The 26,891-nt window shown below is 72.2% G+C and carries 24 protein-coding genes; 10 read left to right on the top strand and 14 right to left on the bottom strand.

Translation table 11 applies throughout. The annotated features are described in order from the left end of the window. Positions 1-94 precede the first annotated feature (94 nt). Positions 95-373, bottom strand: coding sequence for a hypothetical protein (locus D3272_RS03555; RefSeq protein ID WP_129217745.1), 279 nt, complete (start codon positions 371-373; stop codon positions 95-97). 245 nt (positions 374-618) lie between these two features. On the opposite strand from D3272_RS03555, the gene rpiA reads away from it, so the two are divergent. The 4 genes from rpiA (at position 619) to D3272_RS03535 (ending at position 4,475) form a co-directional block, all read left to right on the top strand. Beyond that, positions 619-1,338: a ribose-5-phosphate isomerase RpiA gene (rpiA, locus tag D3272_RS03550; protein WP_129217744.1), complete on the top strand. Its 720-nt coding sequence runs from the start codon at positions 619-621 to the stop codon at positions 1,336-1,338. Between the two features lie 11 nt (positions 1,339-1,349). Continuing rightward, positions 1,350-1,928 carry a DUF2059 domain-containing protein gene (locus D3272_RS03545; RefSeq protein ID WP_129217742.1) on the top strand — a complete coding sequence of 193 codons (579 nt, stop codon included), beginning with the start codon at positions 1,350-1,352 and terminating at the stop codon, positions 1,926-1,928. A 66-nt stretch (positions 1,929-1,994) separates the two neighbouring features. Next, complete coding sequence (gene gor / locus D3272_RS03540) at positions 1,995-3,425, top strand: glutathione-disulfide reductase (protein ID WP_129217740.1); 1,431 nt, start codon at positions 1,995-1,997, stop codon at positions 3,423-3,425. Between the two features lie 102 nt (positions 3,426-3,527). Continuing rightward, the gene (locus tag D3272_RS03535; RefSeq protein WP_129217738.1) at positions 3,528-4,475 is read left to right on the top strand and encodes an alpha/beta hydrolase; all 948 of its coding nucleotides are present in this window, start codon (positions 3,528-3,530) and stop codon (positions 4,473-4,475) included. A gap of 27 nt (positions 4,476-4,502) precedes the next feature. Here the strand turns inward: D3272_RS03535 and D3272_RS03530 are convergent, their stop codons facing one another. Beyond that, the gene (locus tag D3272_RS03530) at positions 4,503-6,269 is read right to left on the bottom strand and encodes a long-chain-acyl-CoA synthetase (RefSeq protein WP_129217736.1); all 1,767 of its coding nucleotides are present in this window, start codon (positions 6,267-6,269) and stop codon (positions 4,503-4,505) included. A 327-nt stretch (positions 6,270-6,596) separates the two neighbouring features. Here D3272_RS03530 and D3272_RS03525 point away from each other — a divergent pair, with 327 nt between their 5' ends. Together D3272_RS03525 and metA are read left to right on the top strand one after the other, a co-directional pair. Next, positions 6,597-7,904: an O-acetylhomoserine aminocarboxypropyltransferase/cysteine synthase family protein gene (locus tag D3272_RS03525; protein ID WP_129217734.1), complete on the top strand. Its 1,308-nt coding sequence runs from the start codon at positions 6,597-6,599 to the stop codon at positions 7,902-7,904. A gap of 34 nt (positions 7,905-7,938) precedes the next feature. Next, positions 7,939-8,910 carry a homoserine O-succinyltransferase MetA gene (gene metA, locus D3272_RS03520; RefSeq protein WP_129217732.1) on the top strand — a complete coding sequence of 324 codons (972 nt, stop codon included), beginning with the start codon at positions 7,939-7,941 and terminating at the stop codon, positions 8,908-8,910. A gap of 88 nt (positions 8,911-8,998) precedes the next feature. On the opposite strand, the gene D3272_RS03515 is transcribed toward metA, so the two are convergent. The 3 genes from D3272_RS03515 to D3272_RS03505 form a co-directional block, all read right to left on the bottom strand. After that, positions 8,999-9,556, bottom strand: coding sequence for a hypothetical protein (locus D3272_RS03515; RefSeq protein WP_129217730.1), 558 nt, complete (start codon positions 9,554-9,556; stop codon positions 8,999-9,001). A gap of 222 nt (positions 9,557-9,778) precedes the next feature. Next, the gene (locus D3272_RS03510) at positions 9,779-11,653 is read right to left on the bottom strand and encodes an HlyD family type I secretion periplasmic adaptor subunit (RefSeq protein WP_129217728.1); all 1,875 of its coding nucleotides are present in this window, start codon (positions 11,651-11,653) and stop codon (positions 9,779-9,781) included. Beyond that, positions 11,650-13,809: a type I secretion system permease/ATPase gene (locus D3272_RS03505; protein WP_245496362.1), complete on the bottom strand. Its 2,160-nt coding sequence runs from the start codon at positions 13,807-13,809 to the stop codon at positions 11,650-11,652. The genes D3272_RS03510 and D3272_RS03505 overlap by 4 nt, the downstream gene beginning before the upstream one ends. Positions 13,810-14,160: 351 nt before the next feature. Here D3272_RS03505 and D3272_RS03500 point away from each other — a divergent pair, with 351 nt between their 5' ends. Further along, the gene (locus tag D3272_RS03500; RefSeq protein WP_129217726.1) at positions 14,161-14,406 is read left to right on the top strand and encodes a hypothetical protein; all 246 of its coding nucleotides are present in this window, start codon (positions 14,161-14,163) and stop codon (positions 14,404-14,406) included. 26 nt (positions 14,407-14,432) lie between these two features. Here D3272_RS03500 and tam read toward each other — a convergent pair whose 3' ends face one another. Further along, positions 14,433-15,215 carry a trans-aconitate 2-methyltransferase gene (tam, locus tag D3272_RS03495; protein WP_129217724.1) on the bottom strand — a complete coding sequence of 261 codons (783 nt, stop codon included), beginning with the start codon at positions 15,213-15,215 and terminating at the stop codon, positions 14,433-14,435. Between the two features lie 9 nt (positions 15,216-15,224). Further along, entirely contained in the window at positions 15,225-16,028 is an 804-nt protein-coding gene (locus D3272_RS03490; RefSeq protein WP_165361197.1) for a lytic transglycosylase domain-containing protein, read from the bottom strand. 374 nt (positions 16,029-16,402) lie between these two features. Here D3272_RS03490 and D3272_RS03485 point away from each other — a divergent pair, with 374 nt between their 5' ends. Together D3272_RS03485 and D3272_RS03480 are read left to right on the top strand one after the other, a co-directional pair. Beyond that, the gene (locus tag D3272_RS03485; RefSeq protein WP_129217720.1) at positions 16,403-16,771 is read left to right on the top strand and encodes a YMGG-like glycine zipper-containing protein; all 369 of its coding nucleotides are present in this window, start codon (positions 16,403-16,405) and stop codon (positions 16,769-16,771) included. Between the two features lie 4 nt (positions 16,772-16,775). Next, a complete protein-coding gene (locus D3272_RS03480) occupies positions 16,776-17,564 on the top strand; it encodes an N-acetylmuramoyl-L-alanine amidase (RefSeq protein WP_245496361.1) in 789 nt (262 codons plus the stop codon). Here the strand turns inward: D3272_RS03480 and D3272_RS03475 are convergent. The 3 genes from D3272_RS03475 to D3272_RS03465 form a co-directional block, all read right to left on the bottom strand. After that, on the bottom strand, positions 17,512-18,384 hold the full coding sequence (locus D3272_RS03475; RefSeq protein ID WP_129217716.1) for a patatin-like phospholipase family protein: 873 nt from the start codon (positions 18,382-18,384) through the stop codon (positions 17,512-17,514). The two genes, D3272_RS03480 and D3272_RS03475, sit on opposite strands and share 53 nt — an antisense overlap. After that, a complete protein-coding gene (locus tag D3272_RS03470; RefSeq protein ID WP_129217899.1) occupies positions 18,381-19,274 on the bottom strand; it encodes an alpha/beta fold hydrolase in 894 nt (297 codons plus the stop codon). The genes D3272_RS03475 and D3272_RS03470 overlap by 4 nt, the downstream gene beginning before the upstream one ends. 70 nt (positions 19,275-19,344) lie before the next feature. Then, positions 19,345-20,358 (bottom strand): GlxA family transcriptional regulator, encoded by a 1,014-nt coding sequence (locus D3272_RS03465; RefSeq protein WP_245496360.1) that lies wholly within the window; start codon positions 20,356-20,358, stop codon positions 19,345-19,347. A gap of 51 nt (positions 20,359-20,409) precedes the next feature. Here D3272_RS03465 and D3272_RS03460 point away from each other — a divergent pair, with 51 nt between their 5' ends. Beyond that, positions 20,410-21,117, top strand: a complete 708-nt coding sequence (locus tag D3272_RS03460; RefSeq protein WP_245496359.1) for a DJ-1/PfpI family protein — start codon at positions 20,410-20,412, stop codon at positions 21,115-21,117. A gap of 108 nt (positions 21,118-21,225) precedes the next feature. On the opposite strand, the gene ftsH is transcribed toward D3272_RS03460, so the two are convergent. The 4 genes from ftsH to pal form a co-directional block, all read right to left on the bottom strand. Further along, a complete protein-coding gene (gene ftsH, locus D3272_RS03455; RefSeq protein ID WP_129217712.1) occupies positions 21,226-23,154 on the bottom strand; it encodes an ATP-dependent zinc metalloprotease FtsH in 1,929 nt (642 codons plus the stop codon). A gap of 165 nt (positions 23,155-23,319) precedes the next feature. Then, positions 23,320-24,360: a tRNA lysidine(34) synthetase TilS gene (tilS, locus tag D3272_RS03450; RefSeq protein WP_129217711.1), complete on the bottom strand. Its 1,041-nt coding sequence runs from the start codon at positions 24,358-24,360 to the stop codon at positions 23,320-23,322. Between the two features lie 122 nt (positions 24,361-24,482). Next, entirely contained in the window at positions 24,483-25,649 is a 1,167-nt protein-coding gene (gene ybgF, locus D3272_RS03445) for a tol-pal system protein YbgF (protein WP_129217710.1), read from the bottom strand. A 239-nt stretch (positions 25,650-25,888) separates the two neighbouring features. After that, positions 25,889-26,446 (bottom strand): peptidoglycan-associated lipoprotein Pal, encoded by a 558-nt coding sequence (gene pal / locus D3272_RS03440; RefSeq protein ID WP_129217709.1) that lies wholly within the window; start codon positions 26,444-26,446, stop codon positions 25,889-25,891. Between the last annotated feature and the right edge of the window lie 445 nt (positions 26,447-26,891).

Below are 26,891 nucleotides of genomic sequence, written 5' to 3'. Positions count from 1 at the left end.
CCCTCCGGTGGGGCGCGAACCGGAGGGTCTCGCTGGCCGAACCGGACCCGAGGGTCAGTCCAGCCGAGCTCGTCGGACGGTCAGGTCCGGGCCGTCAGCACACCCGCACGGGGCGGTAGCCGGCGAAATTGCCATAGGCGTCGTAGACCGGGCGGCGGCGGACGCAGGGGTAGGGACCGGGGCCGTAGGCGTAGGGCCGCGCCGCACCGCCGATGATGGCACCGGCCGCGAGGCCGCCGAGCACGCCGGCCGCCACGGGGGCGCCCCAGCCGTAGCGCCACCAGGCTTCCGCCGGCGACGAGGACGCGATGGTGGCGGTGCCGAGGGTCAGGGCCGCAAGCCCGGCCGCGACGGTCTTCTTGACGGCGGACATGGAAAGCTCCTTGATCTGAGGGAGTTACGGGCCGGACGGCAGCCCGGCCGCGACGTCTGGCGTGCAACGTCGATGGCGCCATTCATAGCGCCGACTAACTGAACACGAGGTGAAGCGCCCAGGTTGCGCGCGGCGCCGGCGCGGCGGGACTGTCATTTGCTTTTCGACCGGTGAGACGATAGTTCTCCCGCCGTCCGGCGGTCCTCGTCGCGCCCTCGCCTCCCCATCGCCAACGCCGAGCCACCATGGCCGACCAGTCGGACGAGTCCTCGAAACGCCGCGTGGCAGCCCGTGCGCTCGCCTTCGTCGAGGACGGCATGACGCTCGGTCTCGGGACGGGCTCCACCGCCAAGTATTTCGTCGAGCTCCTGGCCGAGCGCGTCCGGGACGGCCTCGACGTCGTGGGCGTGCCGACCTCGGAGCGCACGCGGGCCCAGGCGGAGAGCCTCGGCATCCGGCTCGCCACGCTGGACGACATCCCCGAACTCGACCTGACGGTGGACGGCGCCGATGCCTTCGACCCCGCGCTGCGGCTCGTCAAGGGCGGCGGCGGCGCGCTGCTGCGCGAGAAGATCGTGGCTTCGGCCTCGGCCCGCATGATCGTCATCGCGGATGCCTCCAAGCGCGTGGCCCAACTCGGCCGGTTCCCGCTGCCCGTGGAGGTGAACGTCTTCGGGCTGGCGTCCACGACCCGCAAGGTGGAGCGGGCCGCCGCCGAGGCCGGGGCGCACGGCCCGCTGGCGCTGCGCCGCGGCCCGGGCGGCGAACCCTTCGTGACCGACGGCGGCCACCTCATCCTGGATTGCCGGTTCGATCCCATCCCGGATCCCGAAACGCTCGCGTCGCTCCTCGTGGCGATCCCGGGCGTGGTCGAGCACGGACTGTTCATCGGGCTGGCCTCGGCCGTCATCACGGATGGCGCCGCGGGCATCGAGGTCGTCGAGCGGCCCGCCCCCACCTCCTGAGGACATTGTCGATGAAGCTTGCCCCCCGCCTGGCCGCCGCTTCCCTGTTGCTGGCCCTCGCCGTCGTCCCGGCCTCGGCCCAGACGCCGCCCGCCGCGGGTGCTCCGACGGCGCCGAGCGCCGCCCCGGCGACGCCGGCCGCCCCGGTGCCGTCGCTGCCCCAGCCCGACGTGCCGCCCGAGAAGCTCGCCATCGCCCGCCAGGTGGTGCTGGGCTCCGGCATGGGCCGGTCCTTCGAGCCGATGGTGCCGCAGCTGGAGGAGCAGATCCCGGCAGTCGTCACCCGCACGCGCCCCGAACTGACCAAGGACCTCGCCGGCGTCCTGGCCCAGCTGCAACCCGAATTCCAGAAGAAGACCGGCGAGATGATCGACATCGCGGCGCGGATCTACGCGCGGCGCATGAGCGACGACGACCTCAAGGCCACGGCCGCCTTCTTCGACAGCCCCGCCGGCAAGAAATACGTCGCGGCCCAGCCGCTCATGCTCGACGAACTGGTTCTGGCCATGCAGGCCTGGACCCAGGAAACCTCCACTTACATGATGAAGCGCGTCCAGCAGGAGATGGAGAAGAAGGGCGACAAGTTCTGACGCCCGTCCAACTCTGACTCCGGCCCGGCCGGTCCGGGGCGACCCGCGCGCGCGAGGATCGACACGATGAGCACGCCCGAGAAGGTCGACTTCTTCGTCATCGGGGCCGGGTCCGGCGGGGTCCGGGCCGGCCGCATCGCCGCATCCCACGGTGCCAGGGTCGTGGTGGCGGAGGACCACCGCATCGGCGGCACCTGCGTGATCCGCGGCTGCGTGCCGAAGAAGCTCTACGTCTATGCCAGCCGCTTCGCCGACGAGTTCGCCGACGCGGCGGGCTTCGGCTGGACGCTGGGCGCCACCCGGTTCGACTGGCCCGCCCTCGTGCGCGCCAAGGAGGGCGAGATCTCCCGCCTGTCGGGCCTCTACCGCCAGAACCTGGAAAAGGCCGGGGCCCGCTTCGTCGAGACCCGGGCGCGCCTCGAGGGGCCGCACGGCATCGTGACGGCGGACGGCCGGCGTTTCGAGGCCGAGCACATCCTGGTGGCGACGGGCGGCCGCCCGACCCTCCACCCCGAGATCCCGGGGCTGGAATATGCCATCACGTCCAACGAGATCTTCGACCTCCCGGTCTTTCCGCGCCGCCTGCTCGTCGTCGGGGCCGGCTACATCGGGCTCGAATTCGCCTCCGTCTTCGCCCGGCTCGGCGCCGAGGTGACGGTGGCGTTCCGCGGCGACCAGATCCTCGGCGGCTTCGACCACGACATGCGCGAGGGCCTCGCCGCGGCGCTGACCCATGCCGGCATCACCCTCATGCCCCGCACCCTGCCGAAGGCGCTGCGCTGGTCGGACGGCCAGGTCGAGGTCGCCATGCCGGACGGGAGCGTGCTGAGCGTCGACCAGGTCCTGGTGGCGACCGGCCGGGCACCGAACACCCGCAACCTCGGCCTCGGCGAGGCCGGCGTCGAGCTCGACGGCAAGGGCGCCGTCAAGGTCGACGCCTTCTCGGCGAGCCGCGTGCCGTCGGTGCATGCCGTCGGCGACGTCACCGACCGCATCAACCTCACGCCCGTCGCGGTGCGCGAAGGCCATGCCCTCGCCGACACGCTGTTCGGCGGCCGCCCCACCTCGGTCGACCACGAGCATGTCGCGTCGGGCGTGTTCACCACGCCGGAGATCGGCTCGGTGGGTCTCGCCGAGCACCAGGCGCGCGAGCGCTTCGACGTGGTCGACATCTACCGGGCGAGCTTCCGGCCGCTCAAGGCGACGCTGTCGGGCCGCCAGGAGAAGGTCACGTTCAAGCTCGTGGTGGACGGCATCACCGATCGGGTGCTCGGCGTCCACATCCTCGGCCCCGAAGCCGGCGAGATGATCCAGATGTGCGCCATCGCGGTCCGGATGGGGGCGACCAAGCGCGACTTCGACGCCACCATGGCGGTCCACCCGACCATGGCGGAGGAGATCGTGACGATGCGGAGCCGCTCCGCCCGCCACGTCCGCCCGGCCAGCGGCGACCTCGACGCCGCCGCCCGCGTCCGCTCCGGCACGCCGGCCGGCTAGCACGGCCCAAGGCGCCGATGACACAGGCCAGCCCCAAATCGCGCGCCCGCCGGCCCCATGTCGAGGCTCGGCTTCGACACGACCCCGGGGCCTAGGACCCCCGTGCCGATCGATCCCCAGGCCGCGCGGCTGATGGCCATGCTGGGCGCCGGCCGGGCGACCGACTGGCGGCAGGTCACGGCGGCCGAGCGGCGGCAGGGCTTCGCGGCGCTGATGCGCATGGCCGGCACGGCGCCGGCGATCGGCGGGCGGGACGACGTTACGGTGCGGGGCGGGGCGGGGCCGCTCCCGGCGCGCCTCTATCGCCCGGCCGGAGAGCCCCCCGGGCCGCGGCCCGGCCTCGTGTATTTCCACGGCGGCGGGCTCGTCGCGGGCGACCTCGACACCCACGAGACGCTGTGCCGCGGCCTCGCCGCGGGCTCGGGTTGCCGCCTGCTCTCCGTCGCCTACCGCCTGGCGCCGGAGCATCGCTATCCCGCGGCGGCCGACGATGCCGCCGCGGCCCTGGCGGACGTCATGGACCGCGCCGGGTCCTTCGGGCTCGATCCCGCCCGGGTGGGCGTCGGGGGCGATTCGGCCGGCGGCACCCTGGCCGTCCTGGCGGCGTCGGGCCTGCGGGGCGGGGCGGGGCCGAAGGTGCAGCTTCTGCTCTGCCCGGTGCTCGACATGGCGTCCGCGACGGACTCCCGCCGCGCCTTCGCCCGCGGCCACCTGCTCGACGCCGACATGATGGCGCGCGACTTCGCCGACTATGCGCCGGACACGGCCGATGTCGCGGACCCTCGCCTGTCGCCACTCCGCATGCCCGACCTCGCCGGCCTGCCGGCGGCGCTGATCCACACGGCCGAATACGACCCGCTGCGCGACGAGGGCGCGCTCTTCGCCGGGCGCCTGGCGGCGGCGGGCGTGCCCGTCGCCCACCGCTGCCACCCCGGCATGATCCACCACTTCTACGGGCTCACCGGCTTCATCCCGGCCGCCAAGGCCATCGTGGCGGAGATCGCCCGGGAGCTGGGCGCGGCGCTCGACGGGGACATGCGGGTGGGTTGAACCGGGCGTCGCGGCCCGGCTCCGCCCTCACAACCGGACCGCACCCGCCGCGATGCGACCGTGGAGCGCCGCGTCGAGCGGCGCGTAGGCGCCGGCCTCGCGGTCGTCGACGAAGAGCGGGTCCCCGACGCGGCCGGGGTCGAAGCCGTCGGCCACGAGCGGAGCCTTGCGCTGCTTGAACGTGTCGGTGGCGGCGATGGCGGATTGGACGCGCAGGAAGACCGGGCGCGCATAGGCGGGCAGCCGCTCGGCGAGGCGCTCCCGCAGCGCGGGGAGGGCGAAGCCGGGCTCCACCACCAGGGCCGCCATGCCGGCGCGTCCGTCATGGCCCGGGACCGCGACGCCGTAGACCGTCGCCTCGACCACGCCGGGCACGCCCATCACCACCTCGGCGACCTCGGAGGTGGCGACGTTCTCGCCCTTCCAGCGGAACGTGTCGCCGACCCGGTCGACGAAGTAGAAGAAGCCGGCGGCGTCGCGGCGCATCAGGTCGCCGGTGCGGAACCAGCGATCGCCCGGGGCGAAGACGTCGCGCAGGACCTTGGCGTCGCTGTCGGCCCGGCTCGTGTAGCCCTCGAAGCTGCCCGCCCCCTCGGCCTGGCCGATGAGCCCGATAGCTTCCCCGACCTCGCCCGGCGCCGCCCGGCGGCAGAAGCCGTCTTCGCCTCGCTCCGGCCGCCCGGCCTCGACGTCGAAGCGGACGATGGCGGCGGGGAAGCGATGCGCCAGGACGGGCGGGACGCGGCCGATGGACCCCACCTTGCCCTCGACGTTGACGAGCGAGAAGCTGCCCTCCGTCGCGGCGTAGAATTCGAGGATCTCGGGCAGGGCGAACCGGTCCTGGAAGGCCTGCCAGATGTCGGGCCGCAGCCCGTTGCCGAGGCACAACCGCAGGCGGTGCGGCGGCACCGGCCCGCCCGCCGGCGCGGCGTTGAGGAGGTAGCGGCACAGCTCGCCGATATACTGGAACAGCGTGCAGTCCCAGCGCGCCACCTCGTCCCAGAAGCGCGACGCCGAGAAGCGTTCCGCGATCACCACGGAGCCGCCGGCCGACAGCACGCAGCCCGGTGCCACGACGCCGCCGACGCTGTGGAACAGCGGCAGGCAATCGTACATGCGGTCCTCGGGGGTGAGGGCGGCCAGGCCGGCGAACCAGCGGCTCCACGTCATGATGCGGCGATGGCTGACGTTGGCGGCCTTGGGCAGGCCGGTGGTGCCCGACGTGTAGATGCAGAGCGCGCGGTCCGACAGGGCCACGGGGCGTCGCTCGTCCGGGGCGAGGGGATCGCCCGGCAGCGCGTCCAGCGCCGCGTCAAGCTCGCCCTCCTGCCGGAGCCATGCCCGGGGCGGGGCGGCGAGGTGGGCGGCGGCACCCGCGAAGGCGTCGGTGCAGGCGCCCGCCACGACGACGTGGGCCGGCGCGGCCACCGCGATGCAGTGGGCCAGCGATGCGCCCGTCAGGTTGGTGTTGAGCAGCGCCGCCGTGAGGCCGACCCGCGTGAGGCCGATCCAGGCCGCGAGGTAGTCGGGACGGTTCGGCATCAGCAGCCCGACCGTCGCGCCCGCGGGCAGGTCCAACGACAGCGCCCAGCGGCTGTAGCGGTTGGAGCGCTCGGCGAGTTCGCGGAACGTCAGGCACTCGCCCTCGGACAGCAACGCGGGCCGGTCGCCCTGCCGCGTCGCGAGGTCGTCGATGAGTTCGGGGAAGGTGTGGCCGTCGCGGTCGATCCGGGCCGTCGCCTCCAAGGCCCGCAGCCAAAGCTTGGTGGGTGAGGGGCGGGGGGCATGGGACATGGCGCGCTCCGGATGGGCGGCGCTGGCCGTCCGCGATCGTGGTGGGATGCGGTCCGGCGCCGGCGGGTCGCAGGCTCGGACTGCCGTCACCGTGCCGTCCCACCCTTGCCGTTCCCTAAACCAGAGGAGTGCTTCGACCCATTAACGTTATTGGCGGCTTCGATTTCCAGTCCGTAAAGTATCGCGACCGGCTTCCGGCGTGATTGTTGCGGAAACCAACCCGAGTGACGGTGTCTTCACCGCTGGCCGTCATAGACTGTTCGATATTGAACGGGTCGCGGCCGCGGCGGACTGGGGCCGGGTCGAAACGGGACAGGGGCTGTATCCATGCGGAACGAGACCATCGCGCTTCACGCCGGTTTCTCCCACGACCCCGCGACCCACGCCGTGGCGGTCCCCATCTATCAGTCCGTCGCCTTCGCCTTCGACAACGCCGACCACGGCGCGGCACTGTTCAACCTCGAGGAGGAGGGCTTCCGCTACAGCCGGATCGCCAACCCGACGGTGGCGGTGCTGGAGGAGCGCGTCGCCGCGCTCGAAGGTGGGGCGGCGGCGGTCGCGGTGTCGACCGGCCAGACCGCGACCTATTACGCGCTCGCCAACCTCGCCGACAACGGCGGCAACATCGTCACGGTGCCGCAGCTCTACGGCACGACCCACACGCTGCTCGCCCACACGCTGCCGCGCCAGGGCATCACGGGACGGTTCGCCGCGTCGGACTCCGCCGCCGACGTCGAGCGCATGATCGACGGCGACACGCGCGCGGTCTTCTGCGAGAGCGTCGGCAACCCGGCCGGCAACATCCCGGACCTCGCCGCGCTGGCGGAGGTCGCCCATCGCCACGGGGTCCCCCTGGTCGTCGACAACACGGTGGCGACGCCGATTCTGCTGAAGCCCATCGCGCATGGCGCCGACATCGTGGTCGAATCCTTGACCAAGTTCATGGGCGGTCACGGCACCACGCTCGGCGGAGCCGTGGTGGACGGCGGCACCTTCGACTGGAAAGCCCAGCCCGGGCGCTTCCCCATGTTCACCCAGCCCGACCCCTCCTACCACGGCATGGTCTATGCTGAGCGGTTCGGCCGCACCGCCTATTCGGCCCGCCTCCGCAGCGTGTACCAGCGCACCACCGGCGCCGTGCTGCCCGCCATGAGCGCCTTCCTGCTGTTGCAGGGCATCGAGACCGTGGCGCTGCGGGTGGAGCGGCACGTCGAGAATGCCCGCCGCGTCGCGGAGTTCCTGGCCGGCGACCCGCGCGTGGCCTGGGTCAACTACGCGGGTTTCCCGTCCTCGCCCTATCACGCGATGGTGGAACGCTACCTCGGGGGGCGCGCGCCCTCGCTTCTGACTTTCGGGGCCGAAGGCGGCTTCGCCGGCGGCATGGCGTTCTACGACGCGCTGAACCTCGTGAAGCGCCTCGTCAACATCGGCGACGTCAAGTCGCTGGCCTGCCATCCCGCATCGACCACGCATCGCCAGATGTCGCCGGCCCAGCAGCTCGGTGCCGGCGTGCGGCCCGAGACCATCCGGCTCAGCGTCGGCATCGAGCACATCGACGACATTCTGGCCGACCTCGACCAGGCCCTCGACGCCGCCGCCCGCCACCGTGCCGCCGGCGCCCTGGCGGCCGAATGACCGCCCTCGTGCGCTCCGGACCGGGAGAACAGCCATGCCCCTGATGGTCGCCGCCCTGGGTTGCCCGCCGGACCAGGCGCCCAAGACCGGCCGCGCCACGGGCCGGGGCACCCTCCACATCGGGCTCGTCAACAACATGCCGGACGCGGCCTTCAAGGCCACCGAACGCCAGTTCGCCCGGCTGCTGGCTTCGGCCTCCGGCGCCGTCGACGTTCGGCTGCACCTCTTCTCGCTCGGGACGGTGGCGCGCGGCGCCGCGGCCCGCTCCTACCTCGCCGGACGCTACGGCACGTTGCGGGACCTCGAAGGATCGCGCCTCGACGGTTTGATCGTGACGGGGGCGGAGCCGCTCGCCGCCACGCTCACGGAGGAGCCCTACTGGGCCGAACTGACGCGGGTGGTCGACTGGGCCGAGCACAACACCGCCTCGACGATCTGGTCCTGCCTCGCCGCCCATGCCGCCGTGCTTCACCTCGACGGGATCGCGCGCCGGCGGCTGCCGGAGAAGAGGTTCGGCCTCTTCGATTGCGTGGAGGTCACGGCCGGCGGCCTGCTCCGCGGCACGCCCGCAGGGCTCAGGGTGCCGCATTCGCGGTGGAACGACCTCGCCGAGGGCGACCTGCGCTCGCATGGCTACCGCATCGCGTCGCGCTCGCCGGAAGCCGGCATCGACACGTTCACCAAGCAGTGGGCCAGCCTGTTCGTGTTTCTGCAGGGTCACCCGGAATACGATGCCGACACGCTGTTCCGGGAATATCGTCGCGACGTCCAGCGCTTCCTGACGGGGACGCGCGACACCATGCCGGCGCTGCCGGCGCATTATTTCGAGCCCCGCACCGAGCAGGCCGTCGCGGCCTTCACGGAGCGGGCGCGGGTCGATCGCGACCCCGCCGTCTGGGACCTGTTCCCGAGCGACTGGGCGGTCCGTCCCGCGATGCTTCAGCTCTGGCAAGCCTCGGCCGCCCAGCTCTACCGCAACTGGCTCGCCGCGGTCTCGTCGGACTGACGCCGAGCGCGGCTTTGGGCTGGACCCGAACGAAGAAGGGCGCCGGCTCGATGGCCGGCGCCCTTCAGGGTCGGTTCAGGCCGCGAGATTAAGCGGCAGCGCTGTAGGCGTAGCCGTAGCCACCGCCATAGCTGTAGCCGCCGCCGTAGCTGTAGCCGTAGCTCCCGCCATAGCTGTAGCCGTAGCTCCCGCCATAGCTGTAGCCGTAGCTCCCGCCGTAGCTGTAGCCGTAGCTCCCGCCGTAGCTGTAGCCGTAGCTGCCGCCGTAGCCGTAGCCATAGCTGCCGTAGCCGTAGCCGGCGCCGTAATAGCCATAGCTGCCGTAACCGTAGCTGCTGTAGCCGTAGCCGTAGCCGGCGCCGTAGTAGCCGTAGCTGCCATAGCCATAACCGGTGTAGCCGTAACCATAGCCGTAGCTGCCGTAGCCATAGCTGCTGTAGCCGTAGCCGTAGCCATAGCTGCTGTAGCCGTAACCGTAGCCATAGCTGCTGTAACCGTAGCCGCCATAACCGTAGCTGCTGTAGCCGTAGCTGCCGTAACCATAGCTGCTGTAGCCATAGCCGCCGTATCCGTAGCTGCTGTAACCATAGCTGCTGTAGCCATAGCTGCTATAGCCGTAGCCGCCGTAGGAGTAATATCCAGCCATCTGAGCTTCCTGTCATTCTATCAGCCACACCGCGGCTGATCTGCGTTACACCATTCCGACCTGCCATCGGAACGTGTCCTCAGCGCGTCACCATCGTTGAAACCCGCCCCGCGGACAAGACTACACTCACGCTCATGTTCACGTATCCTTACGGAAAGGTGGACATGTGTCGCGTGCAGCACAGGCCGCCCGATGTCTCAATCGATGAACGCATATCCTGCATCAACGTTCCTGAGCCGATTGCTCGAAAAGGGAATGGAGAGGCGAAAGGATGTAGTCGATGGCGCGTCGGCTTTCCGTCCGGATCTCGACCGTGACGGTCATGCCGGAGGACAGCGGCAACATGCGGCCGTCGACTTTCAGGCCCGGCTGGTCGGGGATGACCGTGACGGGGAAGACGAGGTCGGTCGTCTGCTGCGCGGCACTGGTGACCGACATGGCCCCGTCCGCACTGGGCGGCGTCGAACCGTTGCCCTGCTGCTGCTGGGCCTGTTTGCCCGGCAGCGCGTCGGCGGCGACGCGCGTCACCTTGCCCGACAGCGTCCCGTAACGCGTGTAGGGGAAGGTGTCGACCTTGATGGTGGCATCCTGCCCGACGTGGATGAAGCCCGCGTCGGAATTGAGGATATAGGCCTCGATCTCGAGCGGCGTCCCTTCCGGGACGATCTGCATGAGCTGCTGGCCGGAGGTGACGACTTGGCCCACCGTGGTGACGGCGGTCGCCTGAACGGTGCCGGCGATGGGGGCCGTGAGCGTCATGTGGTCGAGCGTCTCGACCGCCTTGGCGAGGTCCTGCCGGTCCTTCTCCACCTGCTGCTGCGCCCCCACCAGCGCCGTCGTATGCGTGGTGACGAAGCTCTGCCGGGTGAGTTCGATCTTGCTGTCGATCACCGGGATGGCGGCGTTGGCCTGCGCCAGGCTGCCCTGCAGGTTGACCAGCGCGAGTTGCGCCGTCTGCAGCTGCTGCTCCTGTTCCAGCACGGTCGCGCGGCTGTTCCAGCCGTCCTTGAACAGGGCGTTGCGCATGCCGAGATGTTCGTTGATCAGTTCGATCACCTTCTTCTGCGGATCGATGTTGGCCTGGTACTTGTCGCGGTCGGCGACCGTCGCAGCCTTCTGGGCCTCGAGGTTCGACAGGGTCGCGGCGAGGCTGGCGAGTTCGCTGCCCATGGCCTGGGCTTCGCGGTCCACCACGTCCTTCGGCAGGTCGGACGGCCAGTCCACCTTGGGGCTGACCTCGACGCCGGCCTTGCCGAGGGCGGCGATCTCGGCCCTGTGGCGGATGACCTCGCCACGGGCGTTGTCGAGCTGGTCGCGGGCGATGTTGCGCCCGGCGACGGCCGACGTCTGGTCGAGCTGCACCAGCACGGCCCCGGCCTTCACGCGGTCCCCGTCGGTCGCCAGGATCTTCTCGACCTTGCCGGCCTCCACCGGCTGGACCACCTTGGTCCTGCCGGAGGCCTGGACCTTGCCGGTGGCGTCGGCATAGACGTCGAGGTGTCCGAACCACGACCAGGCGAGTGCCGTCGCGACGAGGCCGCAGAGCGCGTAGATGAGCCAGACGCGGATCGGCGAGGCCGGCGCTTCGAGGATCTCCAGCGCTCCGGGCAGGAATTCCCGGTCGGTCGGCGCGCGGGCCGGCTTCACCGGCGCCCAAAGCTCGTCGAGGTCGATGACCGGGCGACCGGCGTGTTTCATGCGCGGCTGGACCGCCGTGCCTCCGGCCTGGAGACGGCGTCCGGCCCCGGCCTGCAGGCGCCGGCCCTGCGGCACCGTGTCGAGGCTCCGCCCACCCTGCATGCCGCCGCCCGCCGCACCGGCTGCGCCGGGGGCCGCCTGCGCCACGGCCTTGGCGGCCTGCAGCCGCCGGCTCGGCTCCGCGCCACCGGAGCGCGACAACACGTCCCCGGCCGGCTCCGGCGCGGCCTGCGGCACCCTGCGGCGCCGGCGCGGCGCGGCACCCTGCGGCGGCCGCTCGGCCTCGGCCGCCGCCGGTGCCACGACGGCGCTGGTGTCGGGTTGCGCTTCGCCCGGCGCGCGGTCGAGCGCGTCGGCGCCCGTCCCGGCGAAGCCGCTGCGCGGCGTGGCGGTGCTCATGCGCTCACCTGGTCGGTCTGGAGCGACCACAGCCGCGCATAGAGACCGTCGCGGCGGCGGATCAGGTCGTCGTGGGTACCGATCTCGACGATCTCGCCCTTGGTCATGCCGACGATGCGGTCGCAGTGGCGCACGGCTGCGAGCCTGTGCGCGATGACGATCACGGTGCGGCCGCGGGCGATGTGGTCCATGTTGTGGCGGATGATGCGCTCGCTCTCGTAGTCGAGCGCCGACGTCGCCTCGTCGAGGATGAGGATGCGGGGATCCGTCGCGAGGGCGCGGGCGATGGCGATGCGCTGGCGCTGGCCGCCCGACAGGTTGGCGCCGCGCTCCTCGATCACCGTGTCGTAGCCCTGCGGCAGCTTGGATACGAATTCGTCCGCCCCCGCGAGCTTGGCCACCCGGACCACGCCGGCGCGCGACAGGGACGGGTTGGCGAGGGCGATGTTTTCATGCACGGTCTGGTTGAACAGGAAGTTCTCCTGCAGCACCACGCCGAGCTGCCGTCGCAGCCAGGTCGGGTCGACCTGGGCGATGTCGATGCCGTCGACGAGGATGTCGCCCGCCGTCGGGACATGGAAGCGCTGGATCAGCTTGGTCAGCGTCGACTTGCCCGATCCCGACGGGCCCACGATGCCGATGACCTCGCCGGGCGCGATGTCGAGCGAGATGCCGCGCAGCGCCTCGGGCAGCTCCGGCCGGTAGCGGAACGACACGCCGCGCAGCTGGATCGCACCCTCGGGCGACGGCAGGGCCTGCAGCGCCTGGGGCTGCTGCTCGACGGGAGCGTCGAGGATGTCGGCGAGATGCTCCAGCGACACCTGCACCTCCTGGAAGCCCTGGTAGAGCTGGGCGGAGCGCAGGATCGGCTGGGTGACGCGCTGGCCGATCATCGAGAAGGCGATGAGGCCGCCCACCGTCATCGAGCCCGAGATGACGAGTTGCGTGCCGAAGAACAGGATCAGCGCGGTCTGCAGGTTGGTGACGAAGGAGATGCTGGTCTGGGTGATGGTGCCCAGCATGGTGGATCGGAAGCCGGCCTTCACATAGGCCGACAGGCGCTCCTCCCACAGCTTCTGGAAGATCGGCTCGACCGCCGAGGCCTTGATGGTCTGGATGCCCACGACGGTCTCGACCAGCAGCTGCTGCGCCTTCGACCAGCGGCGGAACTTGTCCTTGAGCCGGCGGCGGTAGGCCGGCTTCACCAGGACGCTGATGCCGAAATACACCGGGATCAGCACCAGGATCACCAGCGTCAGCATCGGCGAGTAGAGCATCAGCACGCCGATGTAGATGAACAGGAACAGCAGGTCGACGACCGACGTCAGGCTCTGGTCCGTCAGGAATCGGCGCACCGTCTCGATCTCGCGGGCGCGCGTCACGATGATGCCGGCGGGCCGCCGCTCGAAATAGGAGATCGGCAGGCGGATCAGGTGGGCGTAGAGCTTCGCGCCGAGTTCGACGTCGATCCGGTTCGACGTGTGGTTGAGCACATAGGCCCGCAGGTACTTTAGGATCCCCGAGAAGACCGAAATCAGCACCATGGCGGCGATGACCACGACCAGCGTCGAATAGCTCTTCGACACCAGCACCTTGTCGACGACCAGCTGGAACACCAGCGGTGTCGCCAGGGCCAGCAGGTTGATGAAGAAGGAGGTGACGAGGACGTGGACCAGCGGCTTGCGATAGCGCCTGATGGCAGGCACGAACCAGGACAGGCCGAACTTCAGCTGTTCGACCGAGAGCTCGGCGCTCTTGCCGATCAGGATCACGTCGTGGTCGAGCCGCTCCAACACCTCCTCGATCGAGATCTGGATCTGGCGGCGGGTCAGCGGGTCGACGACGCGGTGCAGGCCGGGCTCGGTCTCGACGCCGAACACCGCCCAGGTCCCGTCCTTCACGCGGATGATGGCCGGAACCGGGATGGTCCGCATCCGCTGGGCGCTGGGATCGCGGACGACGCGGGCCTTCAGGCCGACCCGGATGGCGGCACGGGCGAGGTCTTCGGCGCTGGGCGGCGCGTCGCCGAGGCCGGCGTCGTGGCTGAGCTGCGCGGCGGACGCGAGGACGCCGTGGTGGCTGGCGAGATGTGCCACCGCCACGAACCCGCCGTTGAACAGCGGGATGGCCTCGAGATCCGTCAAAGGTGCGTTCAAGCCACCGGTCCTGCGCGTCGCCGCATCGTTGAAGCCCCTGGGCTACCGCCGCGACGAGGCGAGGGCAAGCGCGGTGGCGTTACAAATCAGCAAGGCTCACCTCATCACGAAGAAGGTGAACATGCTTTGAATGTGTCGGCGGCGGAACAGTCCCAGGCACAAGGGCACGCTTCCGGGCCATTCTGTCGGGATCATAGTGCGCCGAACGTCGGCCCGCGATGGCGCGTTCCATCCGGGCTGCTCTCAGCCGGCGCTCATTGCACTGGGCGCAGTGGCCCTCGCTCACCGACTGAGTTATGCCGGGCGCCGATCGAGGCCATATCGGCCGCAGCCTCCCCGCAAGGTGGACCCGTGAAACAGCATATCGACAGCCTGCGTTCCCTGCGCGACTTCCTGGTGGAGGACCGGCGCAACCTCGTCACCAGCATCGTAGCGGATCCCCATGCGGCCGGCGAGGCGGCCGGTGACTTCATGAACCTGCAGCAGTTCATCGACGTCGTGGAGCGCGCCATCAGCCACGAGCAGAGCCTCGAGCGCCCGCAGGGATCCTGGCCGCCCAAGCCGCCCGGCGGCAAGGGCATGCAGCCGCCGCGCTGAGGCCCGTCGGGGCGACGCGCCCAGCGTCACCCTGCCTTGCGGGCCACGATGAACAGCCGCGGGAAGGCCAACAGGCGGCGGCCGTCGGCCCGGGCCGGATAGGCGCCGTCGATGGCCCGCGCGTAGGCGGCGAGGAAACCGGCCTTCAGGTCGGGCGGCAGCGGCTCGACGAAGGGCCGGAGGCCGGTGGCGCTCAACCAGTCGACGATGGCGCCGGCATCCGCCATGGGATGCTGGTAGGTCGTGTGCCACAGGTCGAGACCGGCGGCCGCCGGCGCCAGCAGGTCGTAGTAGCGGCCCACCGGCAGCATGCGGCCGACGCGCCCCGCCACCGCGGGATCGCCGATCCGGGCCGACCACGGCCCGTCGGCCGCGACCTCGCGCATCAGGCGGTGCGAGGGCTCGTCCAGGTTGTCGGGCATCTGCACGGCGAGGACGCCGCCCGGCGCCAGCAGGCCGAAGAGGCGTGGCAGCAGGGACGCATGGTCCGGCACCCATTGCAGCGCCGCATTGGCGTAGATGAGGTCCGGCGCGCGTTCGGGCGTCCAAACGGCGGCATCGCCCGCCGCGAAGGCGACGCCGGGCAGGCGCAGCCGCGCGCTGGCCAGCATGGCTTCGGACGTGTCCACCCCGAGGAGCGCCGCTTCCGGGTAGCGACGCGCGATCAGCGCGGTCGAGTTGCCCGGGCCGCAGCCGAGGTCGACGGCGCCGCGCGGCGCCGCCAAGGGAACGCGGGCCAGCAGTTCGGCCGCGGGGCGCGTCCTCTCGTCCTCGAACCGGGTGTAGAGGCTCGGGTTCCAGTCCGCCATCGCCCCGCCTCAGGCGCCCGCCATGATGGCCCGCGCCTTGGAGCAATAGGCCCGGTTGGAAGCGTTCATGTGCCGGGCGAGGTGTCCCGACTGGTATCGCATGAGGGCGCCGCAGGTGTCGCCGCCGGCCGCCTTGTAGGCGTCGCCGAGGATCTTCATGCCGAAGCGCAGGTTGGTTTCGGCGACGAAGAGCCCCATGGCGGGGCCGGCGAAGCCCGCCGCGCGGGCGGTGCCGTATTTGATCTGCATGAGGCCAAGGGCGCCGTGGTTGGAGGCGCGCGGGTTGCCGCGGCTCTCGATCCGCACCACCGCCATGGCGAGCTTGATCGGCACGCCGTTGGCCTGGGCGTGGCGGGCGAGCAGCTGGGCGACGGTTTCGGAGGGCGCCTCGCGCGGGCCCCCGCCCAGCGAAGGCGACGTTTCGTGCGGCGTGCGCGCCGCCGTCTCGGTGTTGCCGCCGTGCGGCGCCGGGGGTTCCAGCGTCGCCACGGCCTGCGACACCTGCTCGTCGCCGTGGGACGGCGGCAGCGGCGCCGGGATGGCGCCGATCGTCAGCGGCGCGGGCCCGTCGACAATGCCCGGCTTCAGGGACGCCTGGGCGGCGGCACGTGCCGCCCTGCCGCGCGCGACGCGGGTGCGGCGCCGCGGCGCCCGTCCCCGCGTGGCCGGAACGGCCGCGACCGTGGCCCGGGCGGCGGCCGGAGCCGAGACGGGCGCGTCGTTCAGGTCGGGCGAGAAGCTCGCATGGTCGCCGGCCTGGGCCAGCGAGGCAGAGGCCAGCAGAGCGCCGGCCGCGAAGATCGCACGCGACATTGAAGACAAGCCGCTTCCTCCATCCAGGTGCATCGGTCGCCCCAAACCGTCGCCCAAATGCGTCGGAATCCGGGCCGGGGCGTCCGGGGAGTCGTTTAAGGCCGATGAAGGCCGCATCGGGCAAGTCGTTTTTTGTCGGTTGTGTGGTTTTCGACACAGGGGGGACGAAAAGGCGCGCCGAACGGGGCTCTGCGGCGTCGCCGCTGGGCGCGGGCGCCTCCGTCCCAAGAAAAGCCCGCTTTTCTCCGGAAGGGAGCCGCCGTCGCGACCTCGGCGGACGAGGGCGACGACGACGGTTAGGGCGGCATTCATCCTGTCGCCCGCAGGGTGCAGGCGAGTGGGTTGGGCTCGGCGTCGCGCCGCGAGGAGTGGACATGAACAGGAAATTCGGCGCGGTCGGTGCCGCCATGATGACGGCGCTGGCGCTCGCGGGCTGCGCCGCGCGGACCCCCGAGGAGTACAACGCCGGCCGCGGCGCGCTGATCGGCGGCACCACGGGCGCGCTGATCGGCGGCCTCGCCACCGGCCGCCCCATGGGTGCCCTGGCGGGTGCCGCCATCGGCGCCGGCAGCGGCGCCGTACTGGGCGCGGCCTCGACGCCGCGCTACGCCCCGCCGCCCCCGGTCGACGCCTATGGCGAGCCGCCGCCGCGCGCCTGCGCCCGCTGGGGCGTCGATGCCTATGGCGAGCGCGTCTGCCTCAAGCTCGCCGGCTACCGGGCCGTGCCGCCGTCCAATTACTGACGCCGTGACGGCGTCGCCCGCCTTCGCGCCGGACAGCCGCCTCGTCGCGGCGGTCCGGCCCTCGCCCAACCACGGCGAGCGGCAGGGGGGCGCCCGGCCGGACGCCCTGGTGCTGCATTACACCGGCATGGCGGACGGGCCCTCTGCCCTCCGCCGCCTCTGCGATCCCGCCGCCGAAGTGTCCAGCCACTACCTCGTCGAGGAGGACGGCGCCGTCCTGCAGCTTGTGCCGGAGGCGCGGCGCGCGTGGCATGCCGGGCGTGAGCCCTGGGCGGGTCGCCACGACCTCAACTCGGCGTCGATCGGCATCGAAGTCGTCAACGGCGGCCACGACTTCGGCCTGCCGCCCTTTCCGGAAGCCCAGGTCGCCGCGCTCGAGGCGCTGTGCCGGGACATCCTGCAGCGGTGCGGCATCGCGCCGGCACGCGTGCTGGCCCATTCCGACATCGCGCCGAGCCGCAAGCAGGACCCGGGGGAGCGCTTCCCCTGGGCGCGCCTGGCGGCGGCCGGCATCGGGCTGTGGGTGCCTCCCTCGCTGGACGCGGCGCCGGCCGACGCGCTTTCGGCGGAAGCTGTGGTGGCGCTCCAATCCGACCTCGCCCGCTTCGGCTACGGCATCGCCCCGACCGGCACCCACGACGCGGCGAGCCGGGACGTGGTGGCGGCCTTCCAGCGCCGCCACCGCCCCGCCCGGGTCGACGGCGCGCTGGATCCCGGCACCCGCGACACGCTGGCCCGGCTCATGGCGCTGCGGTTCGGGGCGGGTCCAGAAGCCGCTCCAGCGCGCGCTTGACGGCATCCCGCTCGGCCTCGGCGGCGCCGAGGATGCGGGAGAAGGCGAAGAAGTCCAGCACCTTGAAGTCGCTCACGGGCGGCCGCACCAGGAGGTCCGGGCTCCGCTCGCGCAGCATCTTGGCCGTGATGGCGCCCTGCATGATCTGCGCGGAGCCGAACATGGCCTGGAAAGCCGTCGGCCCGTCGCCGTCCCCCGACACCGGCCCCGCCACGACGTCGCAGGCCACGATGGGGCCGGCGGAGGGCGGCAGTCGGTCGTAGGGCAGCGGGTTGGTGGCGGCCCCGTCGACCAGCGTCCGTCCCTCGCGCACCACCGGCCGGACCAGCCCCGGGATCGCCATCGAGCCCGCCACGGCGCTGCGCAGGGCGCCCGAGCCGATCACGATCTCGTCGCGGGCGTAGAAATCCGTCGCCACCGCGGCGAAGGGGATGGCGAGGTCCTCGAAGCGCTCCGGCATGCCGGCGGGCCAGAAGGCCGACAGCACCAGCTCGGCATCCACCATCACGGGGTTGCCGAGCCCGCCGCGCAACACCGCGGTGAAGCGGCCGACGCGGGCTTCGAGGAGCAGCGCCATCACCCGGTGGCGGCGGCCGAAGACGCGCAGCAGGTGGGAGCGCAACTCGCGGCCGGACAGGCCGGCCGCATAGGCCCCGCCGATCACCGCGCCCATCGACGTGCCGGTGATGGCGGCGGGGCGGAGCCCGAGGTCGTCGAGCGCTTCCAGCAGCACCACGTGGGCGAGGCCCCGCGCACCCCCGGCGCCGAGCGCGACGCCGAGGCCCGCGCCCGATGCCGGCCCAGGCTCGCCGTCGCTCACAGGAAGGCCAGGAGGGCGGCGAGCGTTTCCGCCGGCTTCTCCTCGGCGAGGAAGTGGCCGCCCGCGAGTTCGACGACCTCGGCGCCCGGCGCCAGGGCGTTCCACTGCTCGGCCGGCGTCGGCCCGCCGGGCTTTACCAGGTAGGAGCGGCTGGCCAGCATCAGCATGGGGCAGCCGATCGTGCGCCCGGCCGCCGCGTCGGCGCGGTCGGCCTCGACGTCGAGCGTCGCGCCGGCCCGGTAGTCCTCGCACATGGCATGGATGCGCGACGGGTCGCCCCAGGCGGCCCGGTAATGCGCCAAGGCCTCCGGGGCGAAGGCCGCGAGGTCGCCGTCGCCGGCCCATTTGGCCATGAGCCCCTGGAAGTAGCCGTCGGGATCCGCCGCGATGGCCCGTTCGGGCTCCGGCTCCGGGCGCGCCAGCCAGGGCCAATGCGGCGACGTCTCGGGATCGGCCTCGCGGGCCTTCCAGACCGCGACGGTCGGCACGACATCGATGAGGGCCAGCCGTTCGATGCGGCCCGGCTGGTCGAGCGCCAGGCGGTAGCCGACGCGGGCGCCGCGGTCGTGGCCGGCGAAGCGGAACCGCGCGTGGCCGAGGTCGGCCATCAGCGCCACGATGTCGGCCCCCATGACGCGCTTCGTGTAGCCCGCCCCGTCGCGGCTCGCCGGCGCAGAGGACCAGCCGTAGCCCCTGAGATCGGGGATCACCAGGGTGAAGCGCCGGGCGAGGTCGGGCGCCAGGCGGTGCCACATGGCCCCGGTCTCGGGGAAGCCGTGCTGCAGCACCAGCGGCGGCCCCGAGCCCCCGACGCGCGCGAAGATGCGGCCCGCCTCGGTCGCGGCCGTATGCGAGGCGAAACCCGGGTAAAGGTCGGCGAGGTCGGGCATGGCGGTGGGTCCCTTGACGCTGTCCGCCACCAACGCCCCGGAACCGGGATGGTGGCAGGGCGAACCCGGATCAACCGGCGGCCCGCCGGCCGAACCGCTCGCGGTAATCCTGCGGGGACGCCCCCAGCACGCGCAGGAAGGACCGCCGCATGGTCTCGTCCGTCCCGAAGCCGCAGCGCTCGGCGACGCGCTTCACCGGCGTCGCGCTCTCGGCCAGCAGCGACCGCGCGGCCTCGACGCGCAGCCGTTCGACGGCGCGGGCCGGCGTCAGGCCGGTGGCGACGCGGTAGTGCCGCACGAAGCTCCGCTCGCTCATGCCGGCGCGGCGCGCCAGGGCGGCGATGCCGAGGTCCTGCGCGAGGTGGTCCGCCATCCAGGACTGGAGCCGGTCGAAGCGGGCGTCGGCGGCCTGCAGCGCCAGGGCGGCCGAATATTGTGCCTGGCCGCCCGGGCGCTTCAGGAACACGACGAGTTGGCGCGCCACCGCCAGGGCCGCGTCGCGCCCGAGGTCGTCCTCGACCATGGCGAGCGCGAGGTCGATGCCGGCCGTGACGCCCGCCGAGGTCCAGACGGGCCCGTCGCGCAGGTAGATCGGGTCCGGCTCGACACGCAGGCCGGGGTGGCGGCGCTGGAGGTCCTCGCAATGGTCCCAGTGGGTGGCGACGCGGCGCCCGTCCAGCAGCCCGGCCGCGGCGAGCAGGAAGGCGCCGCTGCAGACCGAGGCGATCCGCCGGACGTGGCCGGCCCGCGCCGTCACCCATCGCAGCGTCGCCGGGTCGTGCGACGCCGCCCCGACGCCGCGGCCGCCCGCCACGACGAGCGTGTCGAGCGGGGCGTCCGGCGGGGGCAGGGGCACGGCGGCGAGGCCGAGGCCGGCCGAGCACCGCACCGGCCCCGCGCCGGCCGCCACCACGACGGCCGCATAGGGCGGCGCGGCCCCGGGCGCGCGGCGCTCCGCGAGGTCGCAGGCCGTGGCGAAAACCTGCAGCGGACCCGCGACGTCGAGGAGCTGCACGTCGGGAAAGGCGAGGATCTCGACCTGGCGCGGCGCATTTGGCGAGAAAGGTGGGGCGGATGGCGACATGGCCAAAGCGTCGACGGCTAGCATCGATGCGTCAACCCGAAAGGCACGCCCGTGACCGACCAGCCCCTGACCGACCAGCCCGCTCCGCTCAGCTTCGGCTTCCTGGTCTTTCCCGACATCCAGCAGCTCGACCTGACGGGGCCCTACGAGGTCGTGTCGGTGCTCGATGCCCCGAAGACCGTCCACCTCGTCTGGCACGACCTCGCCCCGGTGCGCTCGACCACCGGCATCGTCTTCACCCCGACGACGACCTTCGCCGATTGCCCGCCGCTCGATGTCGTCTGCGTGCCGGGGGGCGTCGGGGTGAACCCGCTGCTGGGTGACGCGGCCGTGCTGGCCTTCCTGCGTCGGCAGGCCGCGACGGCGCGCTACGTGACGTCGGTCTGCACGGGCTCGCTGGTTCTGGGAGCGGCGGGGCTGCTGAAGGGCGTGAAGGCGACGAGCCATTGGTCGGCCCGCGATCTCCTGGCGGGCTTTGGTGCCGTCCCGATGCCGGGTCGGGTCGTGCGGGACGGCCGGTTCGTCACCGCCGGCGGCGTCACGGCGGGGATCGACTTCGGCCTCGCCATCATCGCCGAGCTCTGCGGCACGGAGGCGGCCCAGGCCTGCCAGCTCCAGCTCGAATACGCGCCGGCGCCGCCCTTCGATGCCGGCACGCCGGAAACCGCGCCGGCCGGCCTTGTGGCCAAGCTCCGGGCGCGGGGCGAAGCGGTGCGGCGCGAGCGGGAAGCCTTCGTGGCGGGCTGGACCGACGCCTGACGGGCGCCGTCTGGCGCCCGGCTGACGCCCGCGCCCCATCCGGCGCCGTGCCCATCGACGAAAAAAGCCCGGCACGAGGCCGGGCTTGATGTCGCGATGCGCGGTCGGTCAGGCCGAGGGCTGCGGCTCCAGCCCACCCTCGGGACCCTGGCGCGGCCGGGTCTTGCCGACGTTGGGGACCGGCGAGGCCCGGGGCGGAGCCGGCTCGTCGTCGGTGTCGCGCACCGGCGGGATCCCCTTGATGACGCCGCGGATCTCGTCGCCGCTCAGCGTCTCGTATTCGAGCAGGCCCTGCGCCAGGGCTTCGAGGTCGGCCCGCTTGGTCGTGATGATGTGGGTGGCGTCGGCGAGGCCGGACTCGACGAGGCGGCGCACTTCGGAGTCGATCTTCTGCGAGGTCGATTCCGAGATGTTGTTCTGCTTGCCCATCGAATAGCCGAGGAAAACCTCTTCCTGGTTCTCGCCGTACATGACGGTGCCGAGCTCGTCCGAGAAGCCCCAGCGCGTGACCATGGCGCGGGCGAGCTTGGTGGCCTGCTCGATGTCCGACTGGGCGCCCGACGTCACCTTCTCCTTGCCGAAGATGATCTCCTCGGCGACACGGCCGCCCATCAGCACGGCGAGGCGCGACGTCATCTGCTCGTAGCTCATCGAGAGCTTGTCGCGCTCGGGGAGCTGCATGACCATGCCGAGGGCCCGGCCGCGCGGGATGATGGTGGCCTTGTGGACCGGGTCGGTCGCCGGCACGTTCAACGCCACCAGGGCATGGCCGCCCTCGTGATAGGCGGTGAGCATCTTCTCCTGCTCGGTCATCACAAGGGTGCGCCGTTCGGCGCCCATCATGATCTTGTCCTTGGCGTCCTCGAACTCCGACATGGTGACGATGCGCTTGCCGCGGCGCGCCGCCATCAGCGCGGATTCGTTGACGAGGTTCATGAGGTCGGCACCCGAGAAGCCGGGGGTGCCGCGCGCCACGGTCTTGAGGTCGACGTCGGGCGACAGCGGCACCTTGCGGACATGCACCTTGAGGATGCGCTCGCGGCCGACGACGTCGGGGTTGGGCACGGTGATCTGGCGGTCGAAGCGGCCCGGACGCAGCAGCGCGGGGTCGAGCACGTCGGGCCGGTTGGTGGCGGCGATGAGGATGATGCCCTCGTTCGCCTCGAAGCCGTCCATCTCGACCAGAAGCTGGTTCAGCGTCTGCTCGCGCTCGTCGTTGCCGCCGCCGAGGCCCGCGCCGCGGTGCCGGCCGACGGCGTCGATCTCGTCGATGAAGATGATGCAGGGGGCGTTCTTCTTGGCCTGCTCGAACATGTCGCGCACGCGGCTGGCGCCGACGCCGACGAACATCTCGACGAAGTCCGATCCCGAGATCGTGAAGAAGGGGACGTTGGCCTCGCCCGCGATGGCACGCGCCAGCAGCGTCTTACCGGTACCGGGAGGGCCGACGAGCAACACGCCGCGCGGGATGCGCCCGCCGAGGCGCTGGAACTTCTGCGGGTCGCGCAGGAATTCGACGATCTCCTGCAGGTCCTCCTTGGCCTCGTCGACGCCCGCCACGTCCTCGAAGGTGACGCGCCCATGCGCTTCCGTCAGCAGCTTGGCCTTGGACTTGCCGAATCCCATGGCCTTGCCGCCGGCGCCCTGCATCTGCCGCGACATGAAGATCCACACGCCGATGAAGGCGAGGAGCGGCAAGCCGTTGACCAGCAGCGTCACCAGCCAGGAATTGCCGTCGGACGGCGCCTTGGCGGTAATCTGGACGTTCTTCTTGTAGAGGTTCGACACCAGCGACGGGTCGTTCGGCGCGTAGGTCGAGAAGGCGCCGCGCGTGTCGTTGTAGTGACCCGTGATCTCGCTGCCCGCGATGGTGACGTCGTGCACCTTGTTGGCATCGACCTCGTTCAGCAGCTGGCTGAAGGTGATGTCCTGCGCCTGCGCGCCGCGGTTGCCGGGGTTCTGGAACAGCAGGACCAGCGCCACGACCAGGAGAAAGATTATCACCCAGAGGGCGAAGTTCCTGAAATTGGGGTTCATTTCGCACTCGTATCAAGCGATGACGTTCGCGGCAGGACGATGCGGCTCTGCCCGAAGGCCACGCTGCTCCGAGCCTGAATGTAGGCGGTCGCTCAGGCCTTGCCAAGGGAAGGGCCGGGCACCGTGGCGCGCCGGCGGGGAGCCGCGGTGACGCGGGGCAGCGCCTCAGGGGTGTCGCTCCGGCGCGGTGCCGCCGGGGCGGCGCGGCGGCGCCGGGGCGAGCGTGAGCAGGCCCCGGCCGTCGAGGGCGACGACGGCCCCGTGCAGGGTGCGGCGCAGCGGCGTCCCGGCGCGGGCCGCGCAGGACAGGGCCTCGGCCAGCCGCTCCACCCGCTCGAGCCGTGGCCGGCCCGGCGCGGCGCCGAGGCGGGTCAGCACGAGGTCGAGCGCGCGCTGGCGCACGGCGGGCGGCTCGGCGAGGAGCCGGCCGCCATCGAAGCGGCCCGGCCCCCGCGCCGCTTCCGACAGGCTGCGCTCCGCCTGGGCGGCGAGCGCCGCCTCGGCCTCGGCCATGCGGCGCGCCAGCACGGCGAAGCGCGCGGCGTCGAGGCCCTCGGCGGCGAGGCCCGGCATCAGGGCGCGGAGGCGGGCGCGGGCGAAGCGCGGGTCGGCGTTGGCGGGATCCTCGACGAAGGCCCAGCCGCGGACGCGGCAGGTCGCCACGAGGCGGGCCTTCGGCACGTCGAGCAAGGGCCGCAGGTGCACGATGCCGTCCCGTACCGTGCGGGGCGCCATCCCGGCGAGGCCCGCCGGCCCGGAACCTCGCATGAGACGAAACAGCACGGTCTCGGCCTGGTCGTCGCGGGTATGGGCGGTGACGAGATGCGTGGCGCCGATGTCGCGGGCGCAGGCGCCGAGCAGGGCGTAGCGATGGTGGCGGGCGCGCTCCTGGAGGCGGGTGGCGGGCTTGGGTCCGTCCCAGGCGAGCAGGTGGCCCGGCAGGCCGAGCCTCGCCGCCGCCGCCAGCACGGCCTCGGCCTCGGCACGGGCCGTCGGGCGCAGGCCATGGTCCACCGTGGCGACGGCGAGCGCCGGCCCCCCCGGGACGTCGGCGGCGAGCGCCGCCATCAGGCCCATCAGGGCGATGCTGTCGGGCCCGCCCGACACCGCGAGCAGCACCGATGATGGCGCCGCCGACGGCGCCAGCAGGCGGCGCGCTTCATCGAGGCCCAGGGGACCATCTCGCTCGGCCGCCGACGCCGTCACGGCCGCCGCAGCCTCATGGCCGGACCGGCATCGCCATGGCGAGCGGGGCGGAGCGATCCCAGCCGCACGGTCCGGGGGCGCCGGCCGTCGGGGTCACGTCGGTCCGCTCGCGATGGCGACGTCTAGCAATGGGCGCGCTTCAGTTCGCGGTCCACGCCGGTGCGGACGTCGGGCCCGGCGGCGGGATATTTGCGGTCCACCTCCTGGTAGGTGGCGCAGGCCTGGGCATTGGCGCCCAGCGCGTTCAACGCCATGCCGAGCCGGAGCAGGGCGTCGGGCGCCCTGTTGGATTTCGTGTAGTCGGTCGAAAGCTTCAGGAACTGCTCGGCGGCCTCGCGGTGCCGCCCGAGCCGGGCGTAGCTTTCCCCGAGGAAGTAGGTGGCATCCGGCACCAGCCGGTCGTTCGGGTACTTGCCGAGGAACTCGTTGAAGCCCGTGATGGCGGCATCGTAGCGCGCGCCCTTGTAGAGCGCGTAATCGGCCTCGTATTCGGCGCGCGTGCTGCCCGGCGTCAGGCTCGCCACGCCGCCCGGCGGCGGAGGCACGGGCGCGGCCTCGACGGGCTCGGGGACGGCGGAGGCCACGGCCGCCGGCGGGGGCGGGTTCAGCCCGTGGCTGAGGTCGAGCGGCGCATGGGGCTCGGGCGCCGCCGCGAGGCCCGGGGCGGGGCGGGGCGACGTCGCGGGCGCCGACGGCATGCTGGGGCGCAGGGCCGGTGCCGCCGAGGCGGGCGAGCCGAGGGGCTTCGGCGCCCCGGGCGCGTTGGGGTCGCTCGCCGGGTCGAAGGCGTCCCCGCGGCGCTGCGGCGCGGCGGCGGCCGTGGCCGGAGCGACGGGCGCTGGCGGCAGGGCGGCGGCCGGGGCGGCGTCGGCGAGCGCGTCGGGAGCGCCGTCGCCGAGGTCGCCGCGGTGCTGCAGCGGCGGCTTGGTGCCGGGCGCGGCCGGGGTGCGGTTGAGGTCCTGGAAGCGGAAGTCGACGTCCTGCTGCATCTTGCGCAGCGCGTCCTCCAGGCGCTTGTTCTGGAACTGCAGCTGCTCGATCTGGCCCGTCATGGTGCGCAGCTTGTTCTCGAGGCGGTCCACCCGGACCAGGAGCGCGGCGGCGCTGCTCGCGTCCTGCTGGTTGTCGGGATCGTCCTGGGCGTCCTGCGCCAGCACGATCGGCGCCCGTCCGGGCGTTGCGCCCGCGGCGGCCGCCCGGTTCGAAAGCGCCGCGCCCCCGGGGATCAGCAGGGCGGCGCAGGCGAGCCCCACGGCGGGGGCCAAGAGGGATCGCAGGCAGTGGGTCATGACGTCTCCTGGCGGCCGGACCGCGGCGCCGGCCGCGGACGATCGACGCGGGACGCCGAGGCCCCGCCGCTCCCGCCGGCGTCCATCGGGACGGCGGTGGAGGGAAGGGGCCACGGCGACCCGCCCAGGGCGCTTATAGACTCAACCGGCCGCGCCGGGCAGGGGCCAAGAGCATGTCGGGGCCCGGGCGGGCGCGTTCCCGCTCGGGAAACAAGCTCGTCCCGTGCGCGGCGCGCCGGTCAGGACTCGGCGCCCTTCAGGACCGTGACGGCCCGGCGGTTCTGCGACCAGCAGGAGATGTCGTTGCACACCGAGACCGGCCGCTCCTTGCCGTACGAGATGGTCTTGATGCGCGACGCCGAGACGCCGCGGGCCACGAGGTACTGCTTCACGGCTTCGGCGCGCTGGGCGCCCAGGGCGAAGTTGTACTCGCGCGTGCCGCGCTCGTCGGCATTGCCCTCGACCGTGAAGGCGTAGCGGGGGTACTGGGCGAGCCAGCGGGCCTGCTTGTCGAGCGTGGCCTGGGCGGTGGCCGACAGGTCCGTCTGGTCGGTGTCGAAGAACACGCGGTCGCCGACGTTCTGGGCGAAGTCCTGCGTGCTGCCCGGCGTCGACGCGCCACCCCGGCCACCCGCGCCCAAGCCGTTGCTGCCGAAGCCGTTGCTGCCGAACCGGCCGGCGCCGCTGCCGAAGGCGCCGACGGCATCCGCCGGGTCCTTGGCGCAGCCCGCGATGGCGAGGCCCGCGATCGCGACCGCGACCAGCCCAAGTTTACGGCCGAAGTGGAAAAGCTGCATCCCGATGATCCTCGTGCAAAAGCCTGCCGGCGATCCCTCGGTGATAGTCCCCGATGGTTAAACGAAGGTTCCGTCAACCTTGACGAGGCGTTGAGGCGATGCCGTACATCCCTCGACAACAGGGGTCATGGTTAATGGCGAGTTCATGGCTCCATTGCGGCGTCTGGAGCGGATCGGGACCGGCTGTTGCGCGGATGATACAGCAAGGGTCCGGAGCCCCACGGGCGCACAGCCGGGCCGGAGCCGGGCCACGACGGTCCCGGAGCACGACGGGACCGCCGGTGGGGCGACCTCGCCGGGCCATCCCCTGACAACAACGCATGTTAGCCGCGCAGTCCCGGGGTCGATGAGGGTCGAAGACACGCATCGGCCATCATGCAACCATGCAGAAACCGCGCTTGACGCCGGGCGCTGCGGGGCCAAACTCACGCCACATGAGTCGAAC

Origin of the sequence: Lichenibacterium ramalinae (genome assembly GCF_004137085.1) — a bacterium.
Taxonomy (GTDB): Bacteria; Pseudomonadota; Alphaproteobacteria; order Rhizobiales; family Beijerinckiaceae; genus Lichenihabitans; species Lichenihabitans ramalinae.
The sequence above is the reverse complement of the archived record's forward strand: the minus strand, read 5'-3'. Positions and strand labels throughout refer to the sequence as shown.